This is a genomic window from Pseudomonas sp. GW822-FHT06D10, from assembly GCF_058799535.1.
The window spans coordinates 66,142-87,791 of sequence record NZ_JBXALN010000013.1; the positions used below are offsets into that span (position 1 = coordinate 66,142).

Below are 21,650 nucleotides of genomic sequence, written 5' to 3' on the forward strand. Positions count from 1 at the left end.
AAACGCCAAACGGCATCCCTCGGGATGCCGTTTGGCGTGGGGTGCGCAAACCTCGGTCAGTTCGGGCTGCCCCAATGGCCATGCAATTGCGCCAGCCGCTGCCGGGAAGGCCCGGCGGCATCGGGCAATGGCGGGTCCACCCACAGCATCAGGCGCTTGATCGCCGCGCTGTCCGGCCATTCGGCCGGGCTGACATGCACCTTGCACCACCGGCTGCCGGAAGTGGCGGCAAGATGCTGGCTGCCGTAGATCAGGGCTTGCTCGATATGCGGGTGGTCCAGGCAGAAAGCCAGCAAGTCGAAATCGCTGCGGACAGCCAGGTTGGCGTTGATGATCAGCAGGTCGAACGACTCGCAGGAATACTCCACCAGCGTCAGCAGTTCCTCCAGCCTGTGCACCGGGGCCACTCGGTAATAGTTCAGTTGATTCAGGGCTCTTTCGATCTGCATGCGACGAAAGTGCTGATCATCGGCAATCAATATGCGCAATGCTCTGTTGGACATTTTTCTGATCCTGCTGACAAGACTTCGGCACTGCGAATACCGGCCCTACTCCCGGGCCGCTGGAAGGCTAAGCCAGTGCGTGGAGGTTGGCTCTAGGAACAACCTGAAAGTCGCTGCCGAGGGCGCCCCGGTGGACGGCGCTCTACCCCGGACGCCTGGCGCTCGCGGCTCGTCCTCAAGCCCCGCTGTGCAACCGTGCCCTACCATAACCACCGGCCACGGTTTTTAGCAGGGGCCAGCCCGCGGAAAAGTCTTGTTGTCCGGTAAGCCCCTTCCGAGAGAAACCGAGCCGTATCTCATGCCTCCCCTGGGCGGAGGCGAAAAATGCTCATTCGGTGGTGCTCGGGCTCCAGAACGCCTGCTGCACCCAGGGCGATGTGGACAGCCGGGCCACCAGCGCATCCAGTTCGTCACCGTCCACCGAGGTGGTCGCCAGGGTCGCCTCGATCTCCACATCCTCCGTACCGAAGGCGTGCACATCAACGTCGCTGGCTGGGTAGTTGCAGCGCGCCAGCTCCGCTTCCAGCAGGGCGAACACTGCCTTCTGCTTCGAGCGATGGGCGATCACGTAGACGATATTGGTGACCTCGGCGGACACCACGTCCAGGGGCTGGCGGTTGATGTTGTTGACGATGGGCCGCAGCAGGGTATTGGCGGCCAGCACGAACAGGGTGCCCAGCAGTGCCTCGAGGATCAGGTCGGCACCGGCGCAGGCCCCCACCGCCGCCGAGGCCCAGAGGGTGGCGGCGGTATTCAGCCCACGGACGTTACCCTCCTCGCGCATGATCACCCCGGCGCCGAGAAAGCCGATACCGGAGACCACGTAGGCCACCACCCGCACCGCCCCTTCGGCGCCCCCCAGGCGGTTGGCCATATCGACGAAGATCGCGGCCCCCACCGCCACCAGCACATTGGTGCGCAAACCCGCGGTGCGCTGGCGGTACTGGCGTTCGAAGCCGATCAGGCCACCGAGGATAAAGGCGGCGCTGAGGCTGACCAGGGTATCGATCAGCGAGTCCAGGTTGATGTTGTGCAGGGCTTGCATGGCGACTGTCCTTGAGCGAAGGGCATGAATGGCACCAGAGGACTCTAGCAGCGGTCCATGAACGTCTCATGGCCTGCCGTGATGCACGGCTGACCGTAGGAGCTGGCTTGCCAGCGAAGAGGCCCGTGAGGACGCCTTAGCCCGCCGGGGAGCTTTCGCTGGCAAGACAGCCTTCGCCAGCGAGCTGGCTCCTACAGGGCAGCGTTACTGCCAGCCGAAGCGCCGCACGTAGAAGCCCTTCACCGCCTGGGTCAGGGCCATGTAGGCCAGCAGGATCAGCGGCAGGAACACGAAGTACAGCGACGGCAGCGCCTGCAGCTTGACGTAGTGCGCCAGCGGGCCCATCGGCAGGAAGATCCCCACCGCCATGATGACGCCGGTCATCACCATCAACGGCATGGCCGCGCGGCTCTGCAAAAACGGAATCTTCGGCGTGCGGATCATGTGCACGATCAGGGTCTGGGTCAGCAGCCCCACCACGAACCAGCCGGACTGGAACAGCGTCTGGTGGTCCGGGGTATTGGCGTCGAACACGTACCACATCAGGGCAAAGGTGGTGATGTCGAAGATCGAGCTGATAGGCCCGAAGAACAGCATGAACCGCCCCACATCCGCCGGCTGCCAGCGCTGGGGTTTTTTCAGCATTTCCTCATCGACGTTATCGAAGGGAATGGCGATCTGGGAAATGTCGTACAGCAGGTTCTGCACCAGCAGGTGCATCGGCAGCATCGGCAGGAACGGAATGAAGGCACTGGCCACCAGCACCGAGAACACGTTGCCGAAGTTCGAGCTGGCGGTCATCTTGATGTACTTGAGCATGTTGGCGAAGGTCCGGCGCCCTTCCAGCACGCCCTCCTCCAGCACCATCAGGCTCTTTTCCAGGAGGATGATGTCCGCCGCTTCCTTGGCGATGTCCACCGCGCTGTCCACGGAAATGCCGATGTCGGCGGTTCGCAACGCCGGGGCGTCGTTGATGCCGTCGCCCATGAAGCCCACCACGTGGCCGTTGGCCTTGAGCAGGCGGACAATGCGCTCCTTGTGGGTCGGGGTCAGCTTGGCGAACACGTTGGTGGTTTCCACCGCCTGGGCCAGTTGCTCGTCGCTCATGCGCTCGATGTCGTTGCCCATCAGCAGGCCCTGCTGCTCCAGGCCCACTTCGCGGCAGATCTTCGCCGTCACCAGTTCGTTGTCACCGGTCAGCACTTTCACCGCCACGCCATGTTCGGCCAGGGCCTTGAGGGCCGGCGCGGTACTTTCCTTGGGCGGGTCGAGGAACGCCACGTAGCCGATCAGGGTCAGCTCGCACTCGTCCGCCAGGCTGTAGGTATCGCGCCCGTCGATCATCGGCCGCGCGGCCACCGCCACCACCCGCAGCCCCTCTTCGTTGAGGTCGGCGGTCACCTGGCGGATCCGCGCCAGCAGGCTCTCGGTCAGGGCTTCCTCGGCTTCGCCATGGCGTACGTTGCGGCACACCGCCAGCACTTCCTCCACCGCCCCCTTGCAGATCAGCAGGTGCGGCCGGTCCTGTTCCGCCACCACTACCGACATGCGCCGACGGGTGAAATCGAAGGGAATTTCATCGACCTTCTGGAATGCCGTGCCGACCTTGAGCTCGCGGTGCACCTCGACGTGCTCCAGTACCGCCACGTCCAGCAGGTTCTTCAGCCCGGTCTGGTAGTAGCTGTTGAGGTAGGCCATTTCCAGCACGTCGTCGGAATCCTCGCCCCAGACGTCCACGTGCCGCGCCAGGAAGATCTTGTCCTGGGTCAGGGTGCCGGTCTTGTCGGTGCACAGCACGTCCATGGCACCGAAGTTCTGGATCGCGTCCAGGCGCTTGACGATGACCTTCTTGCGCGACAGGAACACCGCGCCCTTGGCCAGGGTCGAGGTGACGATCATCGGCAGCATTTCCGGGGTCAGGCCGACGGCGATCGACAGGGCGAACAGCAGCGCCTCCATCCAGTCGCCCTTGGTGAAGCCGTTGATGAACAGCACCAGGGGCGCCATGACGAACATGAAGCGGATCAGCAGCCAGCTGACCTTGTTGACCCCGCTCTGGAACGAGGTGGGCGCGCGGTCGGTGGCGCTGACACGCTGGGCCAGGGCGCCGAAATAGGTGCTGTTGCCGGTGGTCAGGATCACCGCCGTGGCGGAACCGGAGACCACGTTGGTGCCCATGAACAGGATGTTGTCCAGGTCCAGGGGGTTGCTGGTGTCGGCGTCCTGCTGGCGGGGGAATTTCTCCACCGGCATGGATTCGCCGGTCATGGCCGCCTGGCTGACGAACAAGTCCTTGGCGCTGAGCACCCGGCAGTCGGCGGGAATCATGTCGCCGGCCGAGAGCACGATCAGGTCGCCGGGCACCAGTTGCTTGATCGGCAACTCGATGCGCTGAGCGCCCTTGACCTCGGCGGCGGCCCCCAGCAGGCGGCCGAGCATCGGCGCGGCCTGGGGCGCCGACCCTGGGCGCATGACCGTGGCGGTATTGCTGACCATGGCCTTGAGGGCATCGGCAGCCTTGTTCGACTTGGCCTCCTGCCAGAAGCGCAGCAGGGTCGAAAGCACCACCATGGAGAAGATCACCGTGGCCGCCTTCATGTCTTCGGTCAGCCAGGAAATCACCGCCAGCAGGGTCAGCAGCAGGTTGAAGGGGTTCTTGTAGCAGTGCCACAGGTGGGTCCACCAGGGCAGCGCCTGCTCGTGCTCGACCTCGTTGAGGCCGTGACGCTCACGCAGGGCATCGGCCTCCTCGGTGCTCAGGCCGTCGGTGTGGCTGCCGAGCCGGTCGAGCAGTTGCGCGGCGTCGCTGTTGGCCGCGGCCACCAGGGTTTGCGCCAGGGTCGGCGGCACGTCGCGGCTGACGCTGGCGTCGCTGAAACTTTCCAGCAGCGCCAGGCGGCGGAAGTGCCGGGCGAAATGCCGGGTTCGCAGGAAGCCGGCAAAGAACTCTTTCAACAGGGTGAGCTTCATGGTGATGACTCCTGCAGCAACGGCGTAGGGAAAACCGCAGGCAGGTACGATCGGGCGTTGCCGGAGGGTAATCCTCCATGCATGCCTGATCCGCAGGTCCTGGACCTGCGCGTCGATGCCTCCACGACACGGCAGCCGGCCGGGTCGAAGGGGAAATAGAAGTCGCCAGGAAGTGGCGTCGGGAAGCGAACCACAGAGGTTCACGATCGGGATGCCGCATCTCGCTGGACAGCGAGACAGCGGCAGGAAAAAGGCTGCGCGCTATCTTGCCGGGACTGCGCCGGTTACTGAAACCGGCCGACTCCTGTCACTCGAACAAGTACCCACACTGGGCCTCCACTGATTGAAAACGCGCGCAGCTTACGCCGCACTATTTGCAGAGTAAACCGGAGGGAAACCCTGGCAGAGGGAATCGAAAAGTTCTTCAGCCAAGGTTCAGGAATGCCTTCGCCGGCAAGCCGGCTCCTACAAAAAACACCCGGGATAACCCCGAATGGCAGGAGCCGGCTTGCCGGCGAAGAGGTCCGCAAGAACGGAGGTGGCGCCGATCAGCTGGCGGTGGCCAGCAGCATGTCACGCACCGAACGGCTGTGACCGCGGCTCTTGCCGTGTTCGTAGAGCGAATCGGCAATCTCCTGGGCACGGATCGGCAACACCGACAGCAAGGTGTCGCTCAGGCCATGGCTGGCCTGGCTGAAGCCCTGCATGTAGACGCCGGCCTTGCAGCGTTCGTCGGTCACCAGGCGGTAATTGCGGTCCACCTCGAAGTCACCCAGGTAGGCCTGCAGCGGCGCCAGCAGTTGACGATGCATCTGCCGCTCGTAGCCGGTGGCCAGCACCACCGCATCGTAGTGACGCACTTCGCGCTCGCCGCTGGCACTGTTGCGCAGGATCAGTTCGATGCCCAGGTCGGTAGCGGTGGCCTTCTCCACCGTGGTCATGGTGCGGAAGGTGTGGCGCGCGATGCCGGAAACCTTCTGCCGGTAGAAAATCCCGTAAATGCGCTCGATCAGGTCGATGTCCACCACCGAATAGTTGGTGTTCTGATATTCGCTGACCAGGCGCTCGCGCTCGCTGCCAGTCTGCTGGAACACCAGGTCGGTGAAGGCCGGGGAGAACACTTCGTTGACGAACGGGCTGTCATCCGCCGGCTTGAGTGCCGAACCGCGCATGATGATGTCGGCCTGCACCGAAGGGAAACTGTCGTTGAGGTCGATGAAGGCTTCTGCCGCGCTCTGCCCGCCGCCGATGATGGCGATGTTCATCGGTTTGCCACTGACACAGGGCTGGCTGGCCATGCGTTCCAGGTACTGGGAATGGTGGAACACCCGCGCATCGCCCTTGAGCGCCTTGAAGGTTTCCGGAACCCGCGCCGTGCCGCCGGCACTGACCACCACCGAACGGGTGGTGCGCACCAGTTCGCTGCCCTGGGCATCCCGGGAAATCACCCGCAACGCCTCGACCTGCTGGTTGTGCAGCACTGGCTCGATGGCCAGCACTTCTTCTCCGTAGCGGCTGTGTTCCTGGAAGTGCCCGGCCACCCAGCGCAGGTAGTCGTTGAACTCCATGCGGCATGGATAGAAGGTGCCCAGGTTGATGAAGTCCACCAGGCGCCCGTGGTGCTTGAGGTAGTTGACGAAGGAATAGGGGCTGGTGGGGTTGCGCAGGGTCACCAAGTCCTTGAGGAAGGAAATCTGCAGTTCGCTCTGGGTTACCAGGGTATTGCCGTGCCAGCGATAGTCAGCCTGCTTGTCGAGGAACAACGCGTCCAGCGGACCGTGCTCCTGCCCGCGCTCCTCCAGCGCAATGGCCAGCGCCAGGTTCGAGGGGCCGAAACCGATACCGATCAAATCGTGAACGTGGGCCGATGCAATTGCCTGTGTCATTTCCAGTGTCCTCTGGATAAACCGCCTCAACGCGGGGGATAAAGTGTCACGGTGACCCGACTGGCCCATGCAGGACAGCAGATCGTCTGTTGAGTAGGGACGAGGACAATGAAAAAAAATTTAACTAAATACGTCTCAACGGCAACGCGTTATTGAGCATCCCACTGGCGCAGGCGCGACCGGCAATGCTTCATGGCATTGACGATGTGTTTCTCCACCAGGCTGCGGGAAATCCCCAGCTGTTCGGCGATCTGCGGGTGGGACAGGCCTTCGAGCTTGCGCAGCAGGAAGCTCTCGCGACACAGCCGGGGCAGCTCGGCCAGGGCCCGTTGCAGCATTTCCAGGCGCTGGCCGTGATCCAGGCTGGTCTGCGGCGAAGGGTTGAAGTAACGCTCTTCGTTGTCCAGCACCTCCAGGGGCTCGGACTGGCGCAAGGCATTGCGCCGATGGCCGTCGATCACCAGGTTCAGGGCCGTGCGATAGAGAAACGCCCGCGGCTGCTCGATGGGGGTATCGCTGGAGCGCTCCAGGACCCGCACATAAGCGTCATGCACCACATCCTCGGCCACCTGGCGATTGCCCAGCTTGGCGTTGAGGAAGCACATCAGCTCGCGATAGTAGTTTTCCAACAGGGCTCCCGAGCGCCCACTGGGGCGGTTCTGTCCTTGAGCACGTCCGGCCATGGCCGATTGCACCCGGTAATTCGTGATGGCTGTTTAGTAGCGGCGTAATTTATAGTAATTCTCATATAGATTTAAAGTAGCGCAGCACCGCGGTGGGTTTATTTTCAGTGTTCCGACAGCTGTAACGCCATGTGTCGGCAGTTAAATTCCCCCCCCGGCATCTCGTTTACCTGACAGCTCCCCGTCTCTGCCGTTCCTGCGGCAGCCGCAAGCCTGGCTGCCCCTTGTGCAGCTGGCCGTTGTGACGGGCCGATATCCCCTGGCCGGAACCCTGCATGAAACGTCCTCGCCCTACCCGACGCGCCCTGCTTGCCGCACTGTGTGTGATCCCCGTTGTTGCCATCGCTGCCTGGAAGTTCATCCCGGCGGGCCGTGACCAGTTCACCACCGTGCAGGTGAGCCGCGGCGATATAGAAAGCAGCGTCACCGCCCTGGGCACCTTGCAACCACGCCGCTACGTGGATGTGGGCGCCCAGGCGTCCGGGCAGATCCGCAAGATCCACGTCGAATCCGGCGATCAGGTCAAGGAAGGCCAGTTGCTGGTGGAGATCGACCCCTCCACCCAGCAGGCGAAACTCGACGCCAGCCGTTTCTCCATCGAGAACCTGCAGGCCCAGTTGCAGGAGCAGTACGCCCAGAACCAGCTGGCCCGGCAGAAGTACCAGCGCCAGCAGAACCTGGCGGCCGGCGGCGCCACCCGCGAGGAAGACGTACAGACCGCCCAGGCCGAACTCAAGGCCACCCAGGCGCGGATCGACATGTACAAGGCGCAGATCCGCCAGGCCCAGGCCAGCCTGCGCAGCGACCAGGCCGAACTGGGCTACACGCGCATCTATGCCCCCATGTCCGGCACCGTGGTCGCGGTGGACGCCCGCGAGGGCCAGACCCTCAACGCCCAGCAGCAGACCCCGCTGATCCTGCGCATCGCCAAGCTCTCGCCCATGACCGTCTGGGCCGAAGTCTCGGAAGCCGATATCGGCCACGTCAAACCCGGCATGCACGCCTACTTCACCACCCTGAGTGGCGGCAACCGACGCTGGACCAGCACTGTGCGGCAGATCCTGCCGATCCCGCCCAAGCCCCTCAACGAATCCAGCCAGGGTAGCGGCAGCCCCAACAGCACCAGCAAGAGCGGCAGCGGCCGGGTGGTGCTCTACACCGTGCTGCTGGACGTGGACAACGCCGACAACGCCCTGATGGCGGAAATGACCACCCAGGTGTTCTTCGTCGCCAACCAGGCAAAAAATGTGCTCACCGCCCCCATCGCCGCCCTGCACGGCAGTACCGAGCCGGACCTGCAGATGGCTCGGGTAGTGGCCAAGAACGGCTCGATCGACGAACGCAAGGTCCGGGTCGGCATCAGCGACCGCCTGCGCATCCAGATCCTCGACGGCTTGAACGAAGGTGATCATCTGCTGATCGGCCCGGCCAACAGCAGCGGGGGTTGAATGCAGACGCCTCTGATCGACCTCAGGAACATCCGCAAATCCTACGGCGGCGGCGACAGCCCGCAGGTCGATGTCCTGCGGGGCATCGACCTGTCGATCCACGCCGGCGAGTTCGTCGCCATCGTTGGTGCCTCCGGCTCCGGCAAGTCGACGCTGATGAACATCCTCGGTTGCCTGGACCGCCCGACCTCGGGCGAGTACCTGTTCGCCGGGGAGAACGTAGCTCACCTGGACAGCGACGAACTGGCCTGGCTGCGCCGCGAGGCCTTCGGCTTCGTGTTCCAGGGCTACCACCTGATCCCATCCGGCTCGGCCCAGGAAAACGTCGAGATGCCGGCCATCTACGCCGGCACCCCGGCCGCCGAACGCCACGCCCGCGCCGCCGCCCTGCTGGACCGCCTGGGCCTGGCCAGCCGCAGCGGCAACCGCCCGCATCAATTGTCCGGTGGCCAGCAGCAACGGGTATCCATCGCCCGCGCCCTGATGAACGGCGGCCACATCATCCTCGCCGACGAACCCACCGGCGCCCTGGACAGCCACAGCGGCGCCGAAGTCATGGCCCTGCTGGACGAACTGGCCAGCCAGGGCCACGTGGTGATCCTCATCACCCACGACCGCGAAGTGGCGGCCCGGGCCAAGCGCATCATCGAGATCCGCGACGGCGAGATCATCAGCGACACCGCCACCAGCGATCCCTCGGTACAACTGAGCGCCAACGCCGGCGCCCTGCAAGCCGTGGACCTGCGCCAGCGCCTGGCCGACGGCAGCGAAGCCACCGGCGCCTGGAAAGGCGAACTGCTGGAAGCCATACAGGCCGCCTGGCGGGTGATGTGGATCAACCGCTTCCGCACCGCCCTGACCCTGCTGGGGATCATCATCGGCGTGGCCTCGGTGGTGGTGATGCTGGCGGTGGGCGAAGGCAGCAAGCGCCAGGTGATGGCGCAGATGGGGGCGTTTGGCTCGAACATCATTTACCTGAGCGGCTACTCGCCCAACCCGCGCACCCCGGAAGGCATCGTCACCCTGGATGACGTCGCCGCCCTGGCCAACCTGCCCCAGGTGAAACGGATCATGGCGGTCAACGGCGCCAAGGCCGGGGTGCGTTTCGGCAACGCCGACTACATGAGCTACGTGGGCGGCAACGACACCAACTTCCCGGAAATCTTCAACTGGCCCGTGGCCCAGGGCAGCTACTTCAGCGAGGCCGACGAACGCTCGGCGGCGGCAGTGGCGGTGATTGGCCACAAGGTCCGGGAAAAGCTCCTCAAGGACGTGGCCAACCCCATCGGCCAGTACATCCTCATCGAAAACGTGCCGTTCCAGGTGGTCGGCGTACTCTCGGAAAAAGGCGCCAGCTCCGGCGACAGCGACAGTGACGACCGCATCGCCGTGCCCTACTCCGCCGCCAGCATCCGCCTGTTCGGCGACCACAACCCGCAATACGTGGCGATCGCCGCCGCCGATGCCAGCCGGGTCAAGCAGACCGAACAGGAGATCGATGAACTGATGCTGCGCATGCACGGCGGCAAGCGCGATTTCGAACTGACCAACAACGCCGCGATGATCCAGGCCGAGGCCCGGACCCAGAACACCCTGTCGCTGATGCTCGGCGCCATCGCCGCGATCTCGCTGCTGGTGGGCGGCATCGGGGTGATGAACATCATGCTCATGACCGTGCGCGAACGCACCCGGGAAATCGGTATCCGCATGGCCACCGGTGCCCGCCAGCGCGACATCCTGCGCCAGTTCCTCACCGAAGCGGTGATGCTTTCGGTGGTCGGCGGCCTGGCCGGCATCGGCGTGGCCCTGATCATCGGCGGCATCCTGATCCTCAGCGAAGTGGCGGTGGCCTTCTCCCTGGCCGCGGTGCTCGGCGCCTTCGCCTGCGCCCTGGTCACCGGCGTCATCTTCGGCTTCATGCCGGCCCGCAAAGCTGCCCGGCTCGACCCGGTCACGGCCCTTACCAGTGAATGATCGATCTATGAAAGTGCACCTGACCCTCCTGGCCGCCAGCGTCTTGCTGGCGGCCTGCAGCAGCCCGGCGCCGCGCCCGGAAAGCGGCCTGCAAGCACCGGCGTCCTGGCACTCTCCCGCCAGCCAGGGCGACCGGCAGCAAGACCTGCGCTGGTGGACCCGTTTCGGCAGCCCGGAGCTGGACCAACTGATCGCCGAAGCCCGGGCCGGCAGCCATGACCTGGCCGCCGCCATGGCCCGGGTCCGCCAGGCCCAGGCCAGTGCCATCGTCGCCGGGGCTCCGCTGCTGCCCAGCGTCAATGGCACCTTCAACGCCAGCCGCAGAAAACAGTTGCGCGGCAACAACTCCAGCCAGCTCGATTCCAGCAGCAACAGCACGGTCACGAACTCGTTCGACGCGGGCCTGAGTGCCACCTATGAAGTCGACTTCTGGGGCGGTCGCCGCGCCGCCTACGACAGCGCCCTGCTCGGAGTCCAGGCCAGCGAGTTCGACCAGGCCACCGTTGAGCTGACCCTGCTCAGCGGCGTGGCCAACAGCTATGCCCAGGTCCTGTCCCTGCGCGAACAGAGCCGTATCGCCGAACTCAACCTGGCCAATGCGCAGAACGTGTTGCAACTGGTGCAGACCCGCTATGACTCCGGCTCGGCCACCGCCCTGGAACTGGCCCAGCAGACAAGCCTGGTGGCCGCCCAGCAACGCCAGGTGCCCCTGGTACAACAGCAAGCCGAAGAGGCGCAGATCACCCTCGCCACCCTGCTGGGCCGGCCGGTACAGAGCCTGAAACTGAACGACCAGCCCTTTGCCCAATTGAACTGGCCGACCATCGATGCCGGGGTGCCCAGCGAACTGCTGACCCGCCGTCCCGATATCGCCGGTGCCGAGGCCCGGCTGGCGGCGGCCCGGGCCGATGTCAAAGTGGCGCGGGCGGCCATGCTGCCGACCCTGACCCTGACCGCCAACCTGGGTTCGAACGCCGACAAGCTGGGCGAGGTCTTGCGCAATCCCTTCTACAACCTCGCCTCCGGGCTGGTGGCGCCGATCTTCAACAACGGGCGCCTGGGCGCCGAACGGGACAGGGCCACGGCGCGCCAGCAAGAGCTGCTGGAGACTTATCGCGGGGCGATCATCAATGGTTTTGCCGATGTCGAGAAAGCCCTCAACAGCATTCGCGGCCTGGACCAGCAACGCCAGTGGCAGAGCGAGGAGTTGAACCAGGCGCAACGGGCCTTCGAGATTGCCCAGAGCCGCTACCAGGCAGGCGCCGAAGACCTGCTGACCGTGCTGGAAACCCAGCGCACCCTGTACGCCGCCCAGGATCAGAACGTGCAACTGCGGCTGTCACGGCTGCAGTCGAGCATTGCCCTGTACAAGGCCCTGGGGGGCGGCTGGCGGGTGCCTGAGGCGAAGGTGCAGTGACGGCAGAGACAGGCCCTGGGTAACCCGCAAAACAGCGGCCTGTGTACAACACCCCAACCGCGCAACATCTTGCGCACCCGTCTGTTGATAATCCAGTACACAGATCGCTGTAAGCCGCGCAGTACAAGGCCTGCATTAAGGTGCGCAAGATGTTGCACAGCACTGCGCAACATCTTGCGCACTTTTTACGGTATTTCCTCGAAAAACGCGCTGAAAATACTCATGAAAACTCGTAACCAGCTGATTAACAAACACTAATCAAATGCTGGCACAAACCTTGTACCCACTGCCTCGCCCCTCCGGCCATTCTGCCCGGGGCATTTCTCAGTGATTCGCAAGGAGAGCATTCATGGCAACGCCAGCGTACATGTCGGTCACCGGCACCAAACAAGGCCTGATCACCGCCGGGGCCTTTACCGCCGATTCGGTGGGCAACACCTACCAGGAAGGCCACGAGGACCAGGTCATGGTCCAGGGTTTCCAGCACGAAGTAATCATCCCCCGCGACCCGCAGTCCGGCCAGCCCACCGGCCAGCGGGTACACAAGCCGGTGATCATCACCAAGGTCTTCGACAAGGCTTCGCCGCTGTTGCTGGCGGCCCTGACCTCGGGTGAGCGCCTGACCGAAATCGTCATCCAGTGGTACCGCACCTCCGCCGCCGGCACCCAGGAGCACTACTACACCACCACCCTTGAGGACGCGATCATCGTCGACATCAAGGACTACATGCACAACTGCCAGGACCCGGGCAATTCCCACTTCACCCACCTGGAAGACGTGCATTTCACCTACCGCAAGATCACCTGGACCCACGAAGTCTCCGGCACTTCCGGCTCCGACGACTGGCGTACTCCGGTCGCCGGCTAAGGTCGCGCGAGCGTTGCACCCCTGGGCCAGCTCTGCTGGCCCAGGTCATTTCTTCAGGTTTGTGCCACCGATTTCGAGGAACAGGGAATGTTCGCAGCCGCCGACCAGACGCATTTCAGCCTGACCCTGGAAGGTCGCGACCCGGGCTTCCAGGTGCTGAGCCTGAAAGGCCGGGAACGCATCAGCCAGCCCTTCGTCTTCGACCTGGAACTGGTCAGCGAACATGCCAACCTGGACCTCGACGCCTTGTTGCACACCCCTGCCTTCCTGCAACTGGCCACCGATGGCAGCGGCATTCACGGGCAGGTGCTACGCATCGCCCAGGGCGACAGCGGCCGGCGCCTGACCCACTACCAGGTCAGCCTGCGCCCACGCCTGGCCTACCTGGAACAGTGCATCAACCAACGGATCTTCCAGCACCTGAGCGTGCCGCAGATCATCGCCCAGGTGCTGGAGGAGCACGGCATCCTTGGCGACGACCACCACTTCCAATTGGGAACGAACTACCCCGAGCGCCTGTACTGCGTGCAATACGACGAATCGGACCTGCATTTCATCCAGCGCCTGTGCGAGGAAGAAGGTATCCATTACCACTTCCAGCACAGCCGTGACGGGCACCTGCTGGTGTTCGGCGACGACCAGACGGTGTTCCCGAAACTGGCTCCGGTGGCGTACCGCCAAGACTCCGGGCTGGTGGCCAGCGACCCGGTGATCAAGAGCTTCGAACTGCGTTTCGAAACCCGCACCCGGCGCGTCACCCGCCGCGACTACGACTTCGAAAAGCCGCGATTGCAAATGGAGGCGGCCCGCAAACCCGAAGGCAAGAGCAACGAGCCCGACCTCGAAGACTACGACTACCCGGGCCGCTTCACCGACCGCGAGCGCGGCAAGCACCTGGCCAAGCGCGCCTTGGAGCGCCACCGCAGCGACTACCGCCTGGCCTGCGGCCGCAGCGACCAGCCCAGCCTGGTCAGCGGCCATTTCCTGGCCCTGGCCGGGCACCCCAATCCGGCCTGGAACGACCTCTGGCTGCTGACGGAAATCACCCATGAAGGCCGTCAACCGCAGGTGCTGGAAGAGTCCATCACCAGCGATACGGCGCCACGGGACGGCTTTCATCAGGGCTACCGCAACCGCTTCACCGCCACGCCCTGGGACGTCCCCCATCGCCCGCCCCTGGAACACCCCAAGCCACGCATTCTCGGCAGCCAGAGCGCCAAGGTCACCGGTCCGAAAAATGAGGAAATCCACACCGACGCCTACGGCCGGATCAAGGCGCAGTTTCACTGGGACCGCGACGGCCAGGGAGACGACAAAAGCAGTTGCTGGCTGCGGGTATCCTCGGCCTGGGCCGGCGCCTGGTACGGTGGCGTCGCCATCCCTCGGGTGGGCATGGAAGTGCTGGTGACCTTCCTCGAAGGCGACCCCGACCAGCCCCTGATCACCGGCTGCCTGTACCACAAGGAAAACGTCGTCCCCTACCCGCTGCCGGCGCACAAGACCCGCAGCACCTTCAAGACCCTGAGTTCTCCAGGAGGCGGCGGCTTCAACGAGCTGCGCATCGAAGACAAAAAAGGCGCGGAACAGATCTTCATCCACGCCCAGCGCGACTGGGACGAACACATCGAGCACGACCAGAAAGTCCGCGTCGGCAACGAACGCCACGACACGGTGCAAGCCAACAGCTACAGCGAGTTCAAGACCGAAGAACACCACACCGTGCACCGCGACCGCAAAGTCGAGGCCCGCACCGGCGACCACCTGAGCATCGCCGGCAGCCAGCACCTGAAGATCGGCAGCGGCCTGTTCGTCGAAGCCGGGCAGGAAATCCACCTGGCCAGCGGCCTGAAGGTGGTGCTCGAAGCCGGCAGCGAACTGACCCTCAAGGGCGGCGGCAGCTGGATAAAGATCGACGGCAGCGGCGTGGTCTTCGGCGGTGCCGAGGTCAAGATCAACGGCGGCGGCAGCCCGGGCAGCGGCAGTGGCGCGGCGCCGTTGTTGCCGGGGCCGTTGCAGCAGGCGGATGGGGATAAGCCCGGAGAACTGTTGATCGCGGCGCAACGCCAAGCCTTGATGCGCAAAACGCCACGTTGTGAAATCTGCGAAAAACTCGCCAAGGAGAAGGCCCAATGAACAGCCCCTCCCAGGCCAACTACCTACTGATCGATGGTGCACTGCGTCCTGATGCTCTTGTGAGTCTGTATCAACGCGGCGAAGCACTGGAGATCGAGCCGCTGTACCTTGGGACACGCTGGGACGAGTTGAAGGACTTGGGGCCCATTCTGGTGTCCGCTCAGCATGCTTCGAATCTGATCAGTGAGTGGCAGCAGAGTCCGATCTGGCAGGCAGATACCTGTCTGCTGTTCAGTCGCGCTCCGTTGCGCCAGGTGGCAGAGCATTGGCGGCGTTTTATCGCACCGCCTGATGTGCTGGGTGGTAACGGCCTGTTGCGCTTTGCCGACCCACGGGTGATGCACCACTGGCTCTCCAGCTACCCATCAGAGCAACTCAGTCAGGTAATGGGCCCCGTGGAGCGGATGTGGATCAACACACCGCCCCACAGCTGGAATCCATTCGATAGCCCGTGCCTGACAAGCTTCAGCCATAGCGACTTGTCCGAGCCCCGGAACATACCTTTGGCCACATTGAGTGAAGAGCAGCTCACCGCCCTTGAACAGGCCTACCACTGGCAATTCAAAGAGCAGTTGTATGAATGGCTGAACCAGCGAGACCCACTGACGTTTACACGATTGAGCAGTGAGCAAATCGAACGCTGGCTGGAGTACGTACTAAGCAGCGGCAACGCCTGGGGTTTGGTCAGTGAACGAGCGCTGGTCATTTGGGCAGAGACCTGCGTCGACTGGGGCAAAGACTTCGCGACACGCCCCCAAGGCCCCTACCAGGACTGGCTGGACCTGAACCCGGAACACGCGAGCCTGGCACCGGAACTGCGCATCGAAGCACTGGATGATTATCGCCAGCACAGGCTGGGAGCAAAGGACACTGCACATGACTGACAAGAGCGGGACCCTCCAAGACCAGCGTAATGACCGATTTTCCAAACGCCCGGCAAACGCCACCGCCACCTGCCCGCTCACAGGCCCAGAGGTGGCGATCGTTCCTGTGCGCTACGCTCTGGATCGCTCGCGCTTCGATGAAAACCCGACACGGCTCAAGCCGCTGCTGAAGTTGGGGAAATGGGCCGCTTTACCCTCGCTGCTAACCCGTCACTACACCCTGCGCCAACTGCACGATGTGTATGTTTACGTGTACGACGAAAGCGCCAAGACCCTCCATGAATACCTGCACTCCGGGCTCGATGGAACGCTGACCCGCATTCCCTGGAGCGATGCCGATATCGGCCAGGATGAACGCAGCAGCCTCGGTGCGACCAGCCGTTACCTGCTGTACCCACGTACCAGCTCCTTGCACATCGGTTGTTCCCCCCTGCAATGGACCTGGCGCGTGTGCGAGCACATGCGCTCCAATCCTGGCAGCCGGGCATTGTGGATGAAAGCACTGGACCTGCCGCGCTACTGCCAGACACAGTCGGCCCCCGACACCTTGCCACTGACCTTGATGGCCGAGGCGTTGGCCGATGTCGATCCCAATGGCGTCAAGGACGACCAACGTCTTGCCGACTCGGCCATTCCCCTGGAGGCGCCCTATGCGGCCAAAGCTGCCGATGTTTTCTGGACCGGCGCGGTACCGGACAAGGACAGCGCCCTGATCATCGCCCTTGAAGAACCCTTGTCGGTGCTCAACGACCTGGGCGCGCAACTGGCCGCCGATCAAGCCGCCTATCAACAATGGCAAGAACAGCACGAACACAAGATCCAGATTGCACAGACCGTTGAGACACTGTGTGGCGCCAGCATCGACCCGGCCAAATTGCCCGCCTCAGTGCGCGGTGATGCCGAGAAAACCCGGGAATATCAACGCGATCTGGATGACTGTTTCAGACAGCGTCAAGCCGATGCGACAATAGCGGTGCTCGGCAGCATGAACCGAGGGGGCTTCACCCCAGTGCAGACCGGCGCCATCGAGAAAGAGCACGCGTTCAAGAAAAAGTACGGCACAGTGCCCTCCAACGCCGACTACGAAGCCTGGAGCGCCCGCGGGAAATGGCGTCGCGAAATCGACCTGGACGGTGCCCACGCCTATATCCAGGCCCATCAAAAAACCGGCGAAATCCTCCTGGACAACGTGCGCAACAGCCAGCTCGACTTCCAGACCTGGGCCGTGCATATCGGCACCGAGCCGCTCAAGTTGTTTATCGACACCGGCAATCCCAAGACCCTGCACTACCTGCAAATGCTCATGGCTGACTTGTTGTTGATCTATGGACAAGACGCATTGGCCAGTGCCTGGTTAGCCAAACAAGATACTAAGGCCACCAGCCTGTTCGGCCTCGTGCGCTATGGGTTTTCGGCCGGTTTGAAAGAAGCCCTGAATAAACAAGCTGATCTTCTGCTCAATGGCCTGGGCGACCTCACGAACTTGTCCAGTCGCGCAGGCGAGCTCAACAGCGCACTCAACCACGATGGCTTTGCCGACAAGGCCTGGATGAGAGAGCTGAAGCAGCCCGTGAAGGACACCTTCAAGGCCCTACGCGAACTGGCCAGCAAGGAGGGTAAAAATGCCGCGCAAGCCATCCTGCTGGCCCTGATTCCCTCTGACAGCCGCTTGGCCATGGGTAAGCAGCCCAACCTGGTGGCCCTGATGCGCAACCTGCTGATCGGCCATGTGCTGATTAACTCAGCGGAGCGTGCGGTCATCGATGCCGAGGTTGGAAAAAGACTGCGCACTTGGAAGCGTGAATGGCTACTGCTAAACGTACAACTCAAAAAGATCAGCAGACGATGGGTCTACCCGGATAAATACGGCGTACGCAAACAACTGGCACATAGCGTCGAGGCTCTACAAAAAAAATTACGAATACACGCACTGAAGGCCCCCGGCATCCTTGACTACCAAAATAATAAATATGCTGAACTGATGCGTAAGGAAATTTATAGTTTTGCTCAGTCAGGGGTCGATGTTGCAAAAGGCTGGGGAGCCAAGGTCAAAGCCTGGAACATGAAGTGGGGAGCAAATGCGGGGGCAATTACCTGGGGCGTGGTCATGCTCAACTTCATCAACACCGCGCTCATTTACCGCGACCTGAGCAAGGGCAAAAACAAGTTCGAACCACAAGACACAATTAAAATCGCCTACTCCATGAGTTATAACTTTAGTATGGTGATGGCCATTTATGTTGGAACTCCGTGGTCGATTATAAAAGCAGCGAAGCCGGTTTTGATTAACGGTGAGCCGGTGGGTATTCTCGGTCAAACTGCGGCGCAGTGGGATAAAGCAGGCAATAGTGCATGGGGAGCTACGATTCGCTCCTTTAGCGTACGCATGATTGGTATGGGGGCGTTTACGGTCATTGCTGCCTCTTTAGAAATCTTAGATATAAATAATGAATTGGCGACAGCAAAAAATTCGGAAGAGCAAAAAGCGTTAAAGCTCAAGAGAATAGCGGTATTCGGTATGCTTCTCGGTGGGGCGGCCCAACTTTGGGCTGGATTGAGTGTGTCGAGTAGCGCAGTTACATTCGTTATGAACCCTTGGTTTGCTGTCGCTATACTGGTGCTAGGTGTTATTTATCTTGCTGCTACTTTTATGTTGAACAGCGCCAAGCACGATGGCGTAGGTTGGTGGTTACGCCGGTGCTGTTGGTCACTTACGCAGAGCGAGCGCCACCCGGACACCTTTATCGGTCATGCCGAAGAAAAGCGCTCTTTACTGGAGATACAGCTAAGCCCACAAGTGTTCGTCAAGAGTACCGTTGAACAAAAGACAGTCTACACCCTAAAAGGAACTCCGCTTCCCATGACGGTTCAGAATGGCGCCTGGGTGCAGATCTTGCTACCCAGTGCCCTTAGAGGCGAACTGGTGCCATTTAATGTGATTGCCAGCTATCGCCCCCTGAATATATTACCTGTGAAAGCAATGGATAAGCCGGTTCAAGATCCCTTCATTGATAAAGGTCACTTCACCAACAGCAATCATTTTACGCAGGTCAACAACCGACCTCACAACCAGGTTTCATTGGCTCGATTCCCGGTACTCCCACCACCTGGAGAAGATATCGTCTGGCAAACATGGGTGCCCCTAGCTGAAAATGCGGACTATATTGAACTGCAAATCTGGTACCCCAGCCAAATACTCGATACAGGTGAAACGGACAGAGGCTACCTGTACCAGTTGAAGTTAGAAAGACAAGGCGAGACTGCGGTCGATGGATTGGCCCTTACCACATTGCAAGTCAAAGCATCCAGCCGCGCCAATGCCATGCTGCTGGCCATCGCGGACCAATGAAAATGACTAACCTAAAAGAAAATACTCCATCCGTTGCCCAGCAAAACAGTGAAGACACGTTCAAAGATAAACAACAAGAAACCCTATTGAAACCTGAAGTACTGATGAGCTGGACCACCAAAGCCACCCCGTTCCCACCGAAAGAGATCATGAAAACGCAATTTGGTCTTTTATTAGGTCCTATAATGCTAACTGCCTTAGGAGCCGCGATAATGTGGGATCGCTTACCTGGAGCATTTTTTGAGTTGATTCGCAATTGCAGCTTTGCTTATGGATTGTATATCTATTTCATTATATTCCCCCTCAGACAGAAGACCCGATTCAACTACTCTATAACCCGTGACAATGGGCATATAAAGTATTGCGTGGACTATTCAACTGCATCGAAGATTTTTTTCAAAGGCATTGCCATCGCCGCATTTATTTTCTTCATTGGCGTTGCTATTTACACCCAATCTCTGCTTTTTTTAATTGGCCCCGGCGCTATTGCGCTTGGCGCAGCCAAATTTCTCCTGGGATGGGAAAACGAAATAAAACAAGTAGAAAGCCTTCCTTGGAGCGAATACAACGTGGTCACTGTAGATCACAAGCGATTGGTTATCGCCACCCAGCACACACATGAAACACTCGGCTTTGAAGTGCGACTTCCAAACAAAGAGCTATTCGAACAATATCTGGCGTTACTTCACCGCTTGTTGCCTATAACAGCAGAATTTATTGAGGCGCACTGGGAGTATTGATTGAAAATTTTTTATGCCAGAGAACAGCGCTCATAAGATATTTGAAAGGACGCAATGCTACTGGTTATCAAGGACGAATAAAAATGACTAGCCTAAAAGAAAACACTTCCCCCCTTGCTCAACAGTCCGGTGAAGACACGCCCCAAGATAAACAGCAAGATATCTCACTAAAGCCCGAGATACTGATGAGCTGGACCACCAAAGCCATCCCGTTTTCTCCGAAAGAAATCATGAAGACGCAGCTCGGTCTTTTGCTGATGGCAACACTCGCAAACGTTTTTATCACTTGGAGTATGTGGGGCAACTTGCCTGATCAAGTTTTTGACCTATTTGTCTTGTGCTTCGTAGGTTACGGCCTGATTTTTTACTTCATCATGCTTGGAGTCAGGCAGAAAACCCTGTTTAACTATTCTATAACCCGCGACAACGGATATATTGAGTATCATCCCTACTTCTCAAACGGCGCGAAGATTTTTTTCAAGGGCATAGCCATCGCCGCTTTTCTTCTCTTCATTGGCGCTGCTATATACACCCAATCCCTGCTTTTTTTAATTGGCCCCGGCGCTATTGCGCTTGGCGCAGCCAAGTTTATCCTGGGGTGGAAAAACGAAATAAAACAAGAACAGAGTCTTCCCTGGAACGAATATAACTTCGTCACTGTAGATCGCAAGCGCTTGATAATAGTCGCCCTTAAAAGCGAACTACCCTTTGGCTTTAAAGCTCGATTCCAAAACAAAGAACTATTTGAACAATATCTGGCGTTACTTCACCGCTTGCTGCCTGTAACAGCAGCGTTCACTGAAGCGCACTGGGAGTACTGAAGGAAGATCATTCATATCCACTGACACCAGCCCCATACTGCGGCTGTCGCGCCTGCAATCGAGCATCACCCTGTACAAGGCCCTGGGAGGCGGCTGGAGCCAATGACAAGGCGGGAGTGGCCGAGCGTGCAATCGCTTAGAATCCCCTCCCGCCCCACCGCGAACAGAGCCCATGCCCCTCGAAAAAGCGCCGCACGAGCCACTGGCAGGCCTGCTGACCCTACTGCGCAAGGTCTACCCCAACGGGCTCGACAGCCGCGACTACAACCATCTTCTGGTGCTGCTGTACCCGCACTGGTGCGACCGCAATCTGGCACAGCTGATGGCTCAGCTCACCCACAGGGACGCAGACCTCATTCTCAACGACCTCTACGCCGCCGTGACCGGCCAGCCGCCGCCCGCCGCAGAGCTGCAGGCGCTGCAGGACTTACTGGAGCAACACGGCGCCTGGTCCATCCTGACGGACGACTGACTGCACAAGGAGCAAAAAATGAACGTCGAGGACTTCAAGCAACTGCTGGACGAACGCAAGCGCAGCCATCCGATCTGGTTCGAACTGCCGTCGGACCGCCCTGCCAGCCAAGCCCAGATCCTGGAGGCGCAGCAGGCCTTGGGGCTGCAACTGCCGGCCGACTACGCCTGGTTCCTCAAGGAGTGCGGTGGCGGCTACTTTGCCCTGAGCACGCTCTACTCGCTGGACAGCGGCAGTGATTTCCATCTGGTCGAGATCAACCGGGCGCACCCGACCATCGCCAAGGCTCACCTGCTGTTTTCAGAAAACGGCTGCGGTGACTTCTACGGGTTCAGGATCGAGAACCGGCACTGTCTGGCGCCCGTCGAGTTCTTCGACCACAGCACCGGGCAATGGCAGGCCAGCCGATACCGCGGGCTTTTCAACTTCCTCGCCGAAGTGGCCCTGAGCAACTGAA

General features: G+C 61.0%; 16 protein-coding genes. 11 read left to right on the top strand and 5 right to left on the bottom strand.

Features of this window, described 5'->3' with window-relative positions:
- Nucleotides 1–56: 56 nt before the first annotated feature.
- The 5 genes from AC1RL5_RS31375 to AC1RL5_RS31395 all read right to left on the bottom strand — a co-directional run bounded on the left by AC1RL5_RS31375 (nucleotide 57) and on the right by AC1RL5_RS31395 (nucleotide 7,036).
- A complete protein-coding gene (locus AC1RL5_RS31375) occupies nucleotides 57–503 on the bottom strand; it encodes an ANTAR domain-containing protein (RefSeq protein WP_072452503.1) in 447 nt (148 codons plus the stop codon).
- Between the two features lie 328 nt (nucleotides 504–831).
- Complete coding sequence (locus AC1RL5_RS31380; RefSeq protein WP_015636409.1) at nucleotides 832–1,548, bottom strand: MgtC/SapB family protein; 717 nt, start codon at nucleotides 1,546–1,548, stop codon at nucleotides 832–834.
- A 204-nt stretch (nucleotides 1,549–1,752) separates the two neighbouring features.
- Nucleotides 1,753–4,518, bottom strand: coding sequence for a magnesium-translocating P-type ATPase (gene mgtA / locus AC1RL5_RS31385; RefSeq protein WP_492590182.1), 2,766 nt, complete (start codon nucleotides 4,516–4,518; stop codon nucleotides 1,753–1,755).
- A 548-nt stretch (nucleotides 4,519–5,066) separates the two neighbouring features.
- A complete protein-coding gene (locus tag AC1RL5_RS31390) occupies nucleotides 5,067–6,404 on the bottom strand; it encodes a lysine N(6)-hydroxylase/L-ornithine N(5)-oxygenase family protein (protein WP_072452499.1) in 1,338 nt (445 codons plus the stop codon).
- Nucleotides 6,405–6,553: 149 nt separating this feature from the next.
- On the bottom strand, nucleotides 6,554–7,036 hold the full coding sequence (locus tag AC1RL5_RS31395) for a sigma-70 family RNA polymerase sigma factor (protein ID WP_026020154.1): 483 nt from the start codon (nucleotides 7,034–7,036) through the stop codon (nucleotides 6,554–6,556).
- 326 nt (nucleotides 7,037–7,362) lie between these two features.
- Between AC1RL5_RS31395 and AC1RL5_RS31400 the strand changes: the two genes are divergently transcribed.
- The 11 genes from AC1RL5_RS31400 (at nucleotide 7,363) to AC1RL5_RS31450 (ending at nucleotide 21,649) form a co-directional block, all read left to right on the top strand.
- On the top strand, nucleotides 7,363–8,535 hold the full coding sequence (locus tag AC1RL5_RS31400) for an efflux RND transporter periplasmic adaptor subunit (protein WP_015636412.1): 1,173 nt from the start codon (nucleotides 7,363–7,365) through the stop codon (nucleotides 8,533–8,535).
- Complete coding sequence (locus AC1RL5_RS31405) at nucleotides 8,536–10,509, top strand: MacB family efflux pump subunit (protein WP_093409535.1); 1,974 nt, start codon at nucleotides 8,536–8,538, stop codon at nucleotides 10,507–10,509.
- Between the two features lie 7 nt (nucleotides 10,510–10,516).
- Nucleotides 10,517–11,926, top strand: a complete 1,410-nt coding sequence (locus tag AC1RL5_RS31410) for an efflux transporter outer membrane subunit (RefSeq protein ID WP_492590180.1) — start codon at nucleotides 10,517–10,519, stop codon at nucleotides 11,924–11,926.
- Nucleotides 11,927–12,275: 349 nt separating this feature from the next.
- The gene (locus AC1RL5_RS31415) at nucleotides 12,276–12,794 is read left to right on the top strand and encodes an Hcp family type VI secretion system effector (protein ID WP_072452493.1); all 519 of its coding nucleotides are present in this window, start codon (nucleotides 12,276–12,278) and stop codon (nucleotides 12,792–12,794) included.
- Nucleotides 12,795–12,881: 87 nt separating this feature from the next.
- Nucleotides 12,882–14,927 carry a type VI secretion system Vgr family protein gene (locus tag AC1RL5_RS31420; protein WP_072452491.1) on the top strand — a complete coding sequence of 682 codons (2,046 nt, stop codon included), beginning with the start codon at nucleotides 12,882–12,884 and terminating at the stop codon, nucleotides 14,925–14,927.
- A complete protein-coding gene (locus AC1RL5_RS31425; protein WP_072452489.1) occupies nucleotides 14,924–15,811 on the top strand; it encodes a DUF4123 domain-containing protein in 888 nt (295 codons plus the stop codon). The genes AC1RL5_RS31420 and AC1RL5_RS31425 overlap by 4 nt, the downstream gene beginning before the upstream one ends.
- Entirely contained in the window at nucleotides 15,804–19,160 is a 3,357-nt protein-coding gene (locus tag AC1RL5_RS31430; RefSeq protein ID WP_177191011.1) for a toxin VasX, read from the top strand. The genes AC1RL5_RS31425 and AC1RL5_RS31430 overlap by 8 nt, the downstream gene beginning before the upstream one ends.
- Nucleotides 19,161–19,162: 2 nt before the next feature.
- Entirely contained in the window at nucleotides 19,163–19,900 is a 738-nt protein-coding gene (locus AC1RL5_RS31435; protein WP_083533745.1) for a hypothetical protein, read from the top strand.
- An 83-nt stretch (nucleotides 19,901–19,983) separates the two neighbouring features.
- Nucleotides 19,984–20,721, top strand: a complete 738-nt coding sequence (locus tag AC1RL5_RS31440; protein WP_083533744.1) for a hypothetical protein — start codon at nucleotides 19,984–19,986, stop codon at nucleotides 20,719–20,721.
- Between the two features lie 172 nt (nucleotides 20,722–20,893).
- Nucleotides 20,894–21,193 (top strand): DUF3349 domain-containing protein, encoded by a 300-nt coding sequence (locus tag AC1RL5_RS31445; RefSeq protein ID WP_072452485.1) that lies wholly within the window; start codon nucleotides 20,894–20,896, stop codon nucleotides 21,191–21,193.
- Between the two features lie 18 nt (nucleotides 21,194–21,211).
- On the top strand, nucleotides 21,212–21,649 hold the full coding sequence (locus tag AC1RL5_RS31450; RefSeq protein ID WP_072452483.1) for an SMI1/KNR4 family protein: 438 nt from the start codon (nucleotides 21,212–21,214) through the stop codon (nucleotides 21,647–21,649).
- Nucleotide 21,650 lies beyond the last annotated feature (1 nt).

Excerpts from the sequence above, each read along its gene's own strand:
- AC1RL5_RS31375 (WP_072452503.1), bottom strand. The coding sequence starts at position 503 with ATGTCCAACAGAGCATTGCGCATATTGATTGCCGATGATCAGCACTTT.
- AC1RL5_RS31380 (WP_015636409.1), bottom strand. The coding sequence starts at position 1,548 with ATGCAAGCCCTGCACAACATCAACCTGGACTCGCTGATCGATACCCTG.
- mgtA (WP_492590182.1), bottom strand. The coding sequence starts at position 4,518 with ATGAAGCTCACCCTGTTGAAAGAGTTCTTTGCCGGCTTCCTGCGAACC.
- AC1RL5_RS31390 (WP_072452499.1), bottom strand. The coding sequence starts at position 6,404 with ATGACACAGGCAATTGCATCGGCCCACGTTCACGATTTGATCGGTATC.
- AC1RL5_RS31400 (WP_015636412.1), top strand. The coding sequence starts at position 7,363 with ATGAAACGTCCTCGCCCTACCCGACGCGCCCTGCTTGCCGCACTGTGT.
- AC1RL5_RS31405 (WP_093409535.1), top strand. The coding sequence starts at position 8,536 with ATGCAGACGCCTCTGATCGACCTCAGGAACATCCGCAAATCCTACGGC.
- AC1RL5_RS31410 (WP_492590180.1), top strand. The coding sequence starts at position 10,517 with ATGAAAGTGCACCTGACCCTCCTGGCCGCCAGCGTCTTGCTGGCGGCC.
- AC1RL5_RS31415 (WP_072452493.1), top strand. The coding sequence starts at position 12,276 with ATGGCAACGCCAGCGTACATGTCGGTCACCGGCACCAAACAAGGCCTG.
- AC1RL5_RS31420 (WP_072452491.1), top strand. The coding sequence starts at position 12,882 with ATGTTCGCAGCCGCCGACCAGACGCATTTCAGCCTGACCCTGGAAGGT.
- AC1RL5_RS31425 (WP_072452489.1), top strand. The coding sequence starts at position 14,924 with ATGAACAGCCCCTCCCAGGCCAACTACCTACTGATCGATGGTGCACTG.
- AC1RL5_RS31430 (WP_177191011.1), top strand. The coding sequence starts at position 15,804 with ATGACTGACAAGAGCGGGACCCTCCAAGACCAGCGTAATGACCGATTT.
- AC1RL5_RS31435 (WP_083533745.1), top strand. The coding sequence starts at position 19,163 with ATGACTAACCTAAAAGAAAATACTCCATCCGTTGCCCAGCAAAACAGT.
- AC1RL5_RS31440 (WP_083533744.1), top strand. The coding sequence starts at position 19,984 with ATGACTAGCCTAAAAGAAAACACTTCCCCCCTTGCTCAACAGTCCGGT.
- AC1RL5_RS31445 (WP_072452485.1), top strand. The coding sequence starts at position 20,894 with ATGCCCCTCGAAAAAGCGCCGCACGAGCCACTGGCAGGCCTGCTGACC.
- AC1RL5_RS31450 (WP_072452483.1), top strand. The coding sequence starts at position 21,212 with ATGAACGTCGAGGACTTCAAGCAACTGCTGGACGAACGCAAGCGCAGC.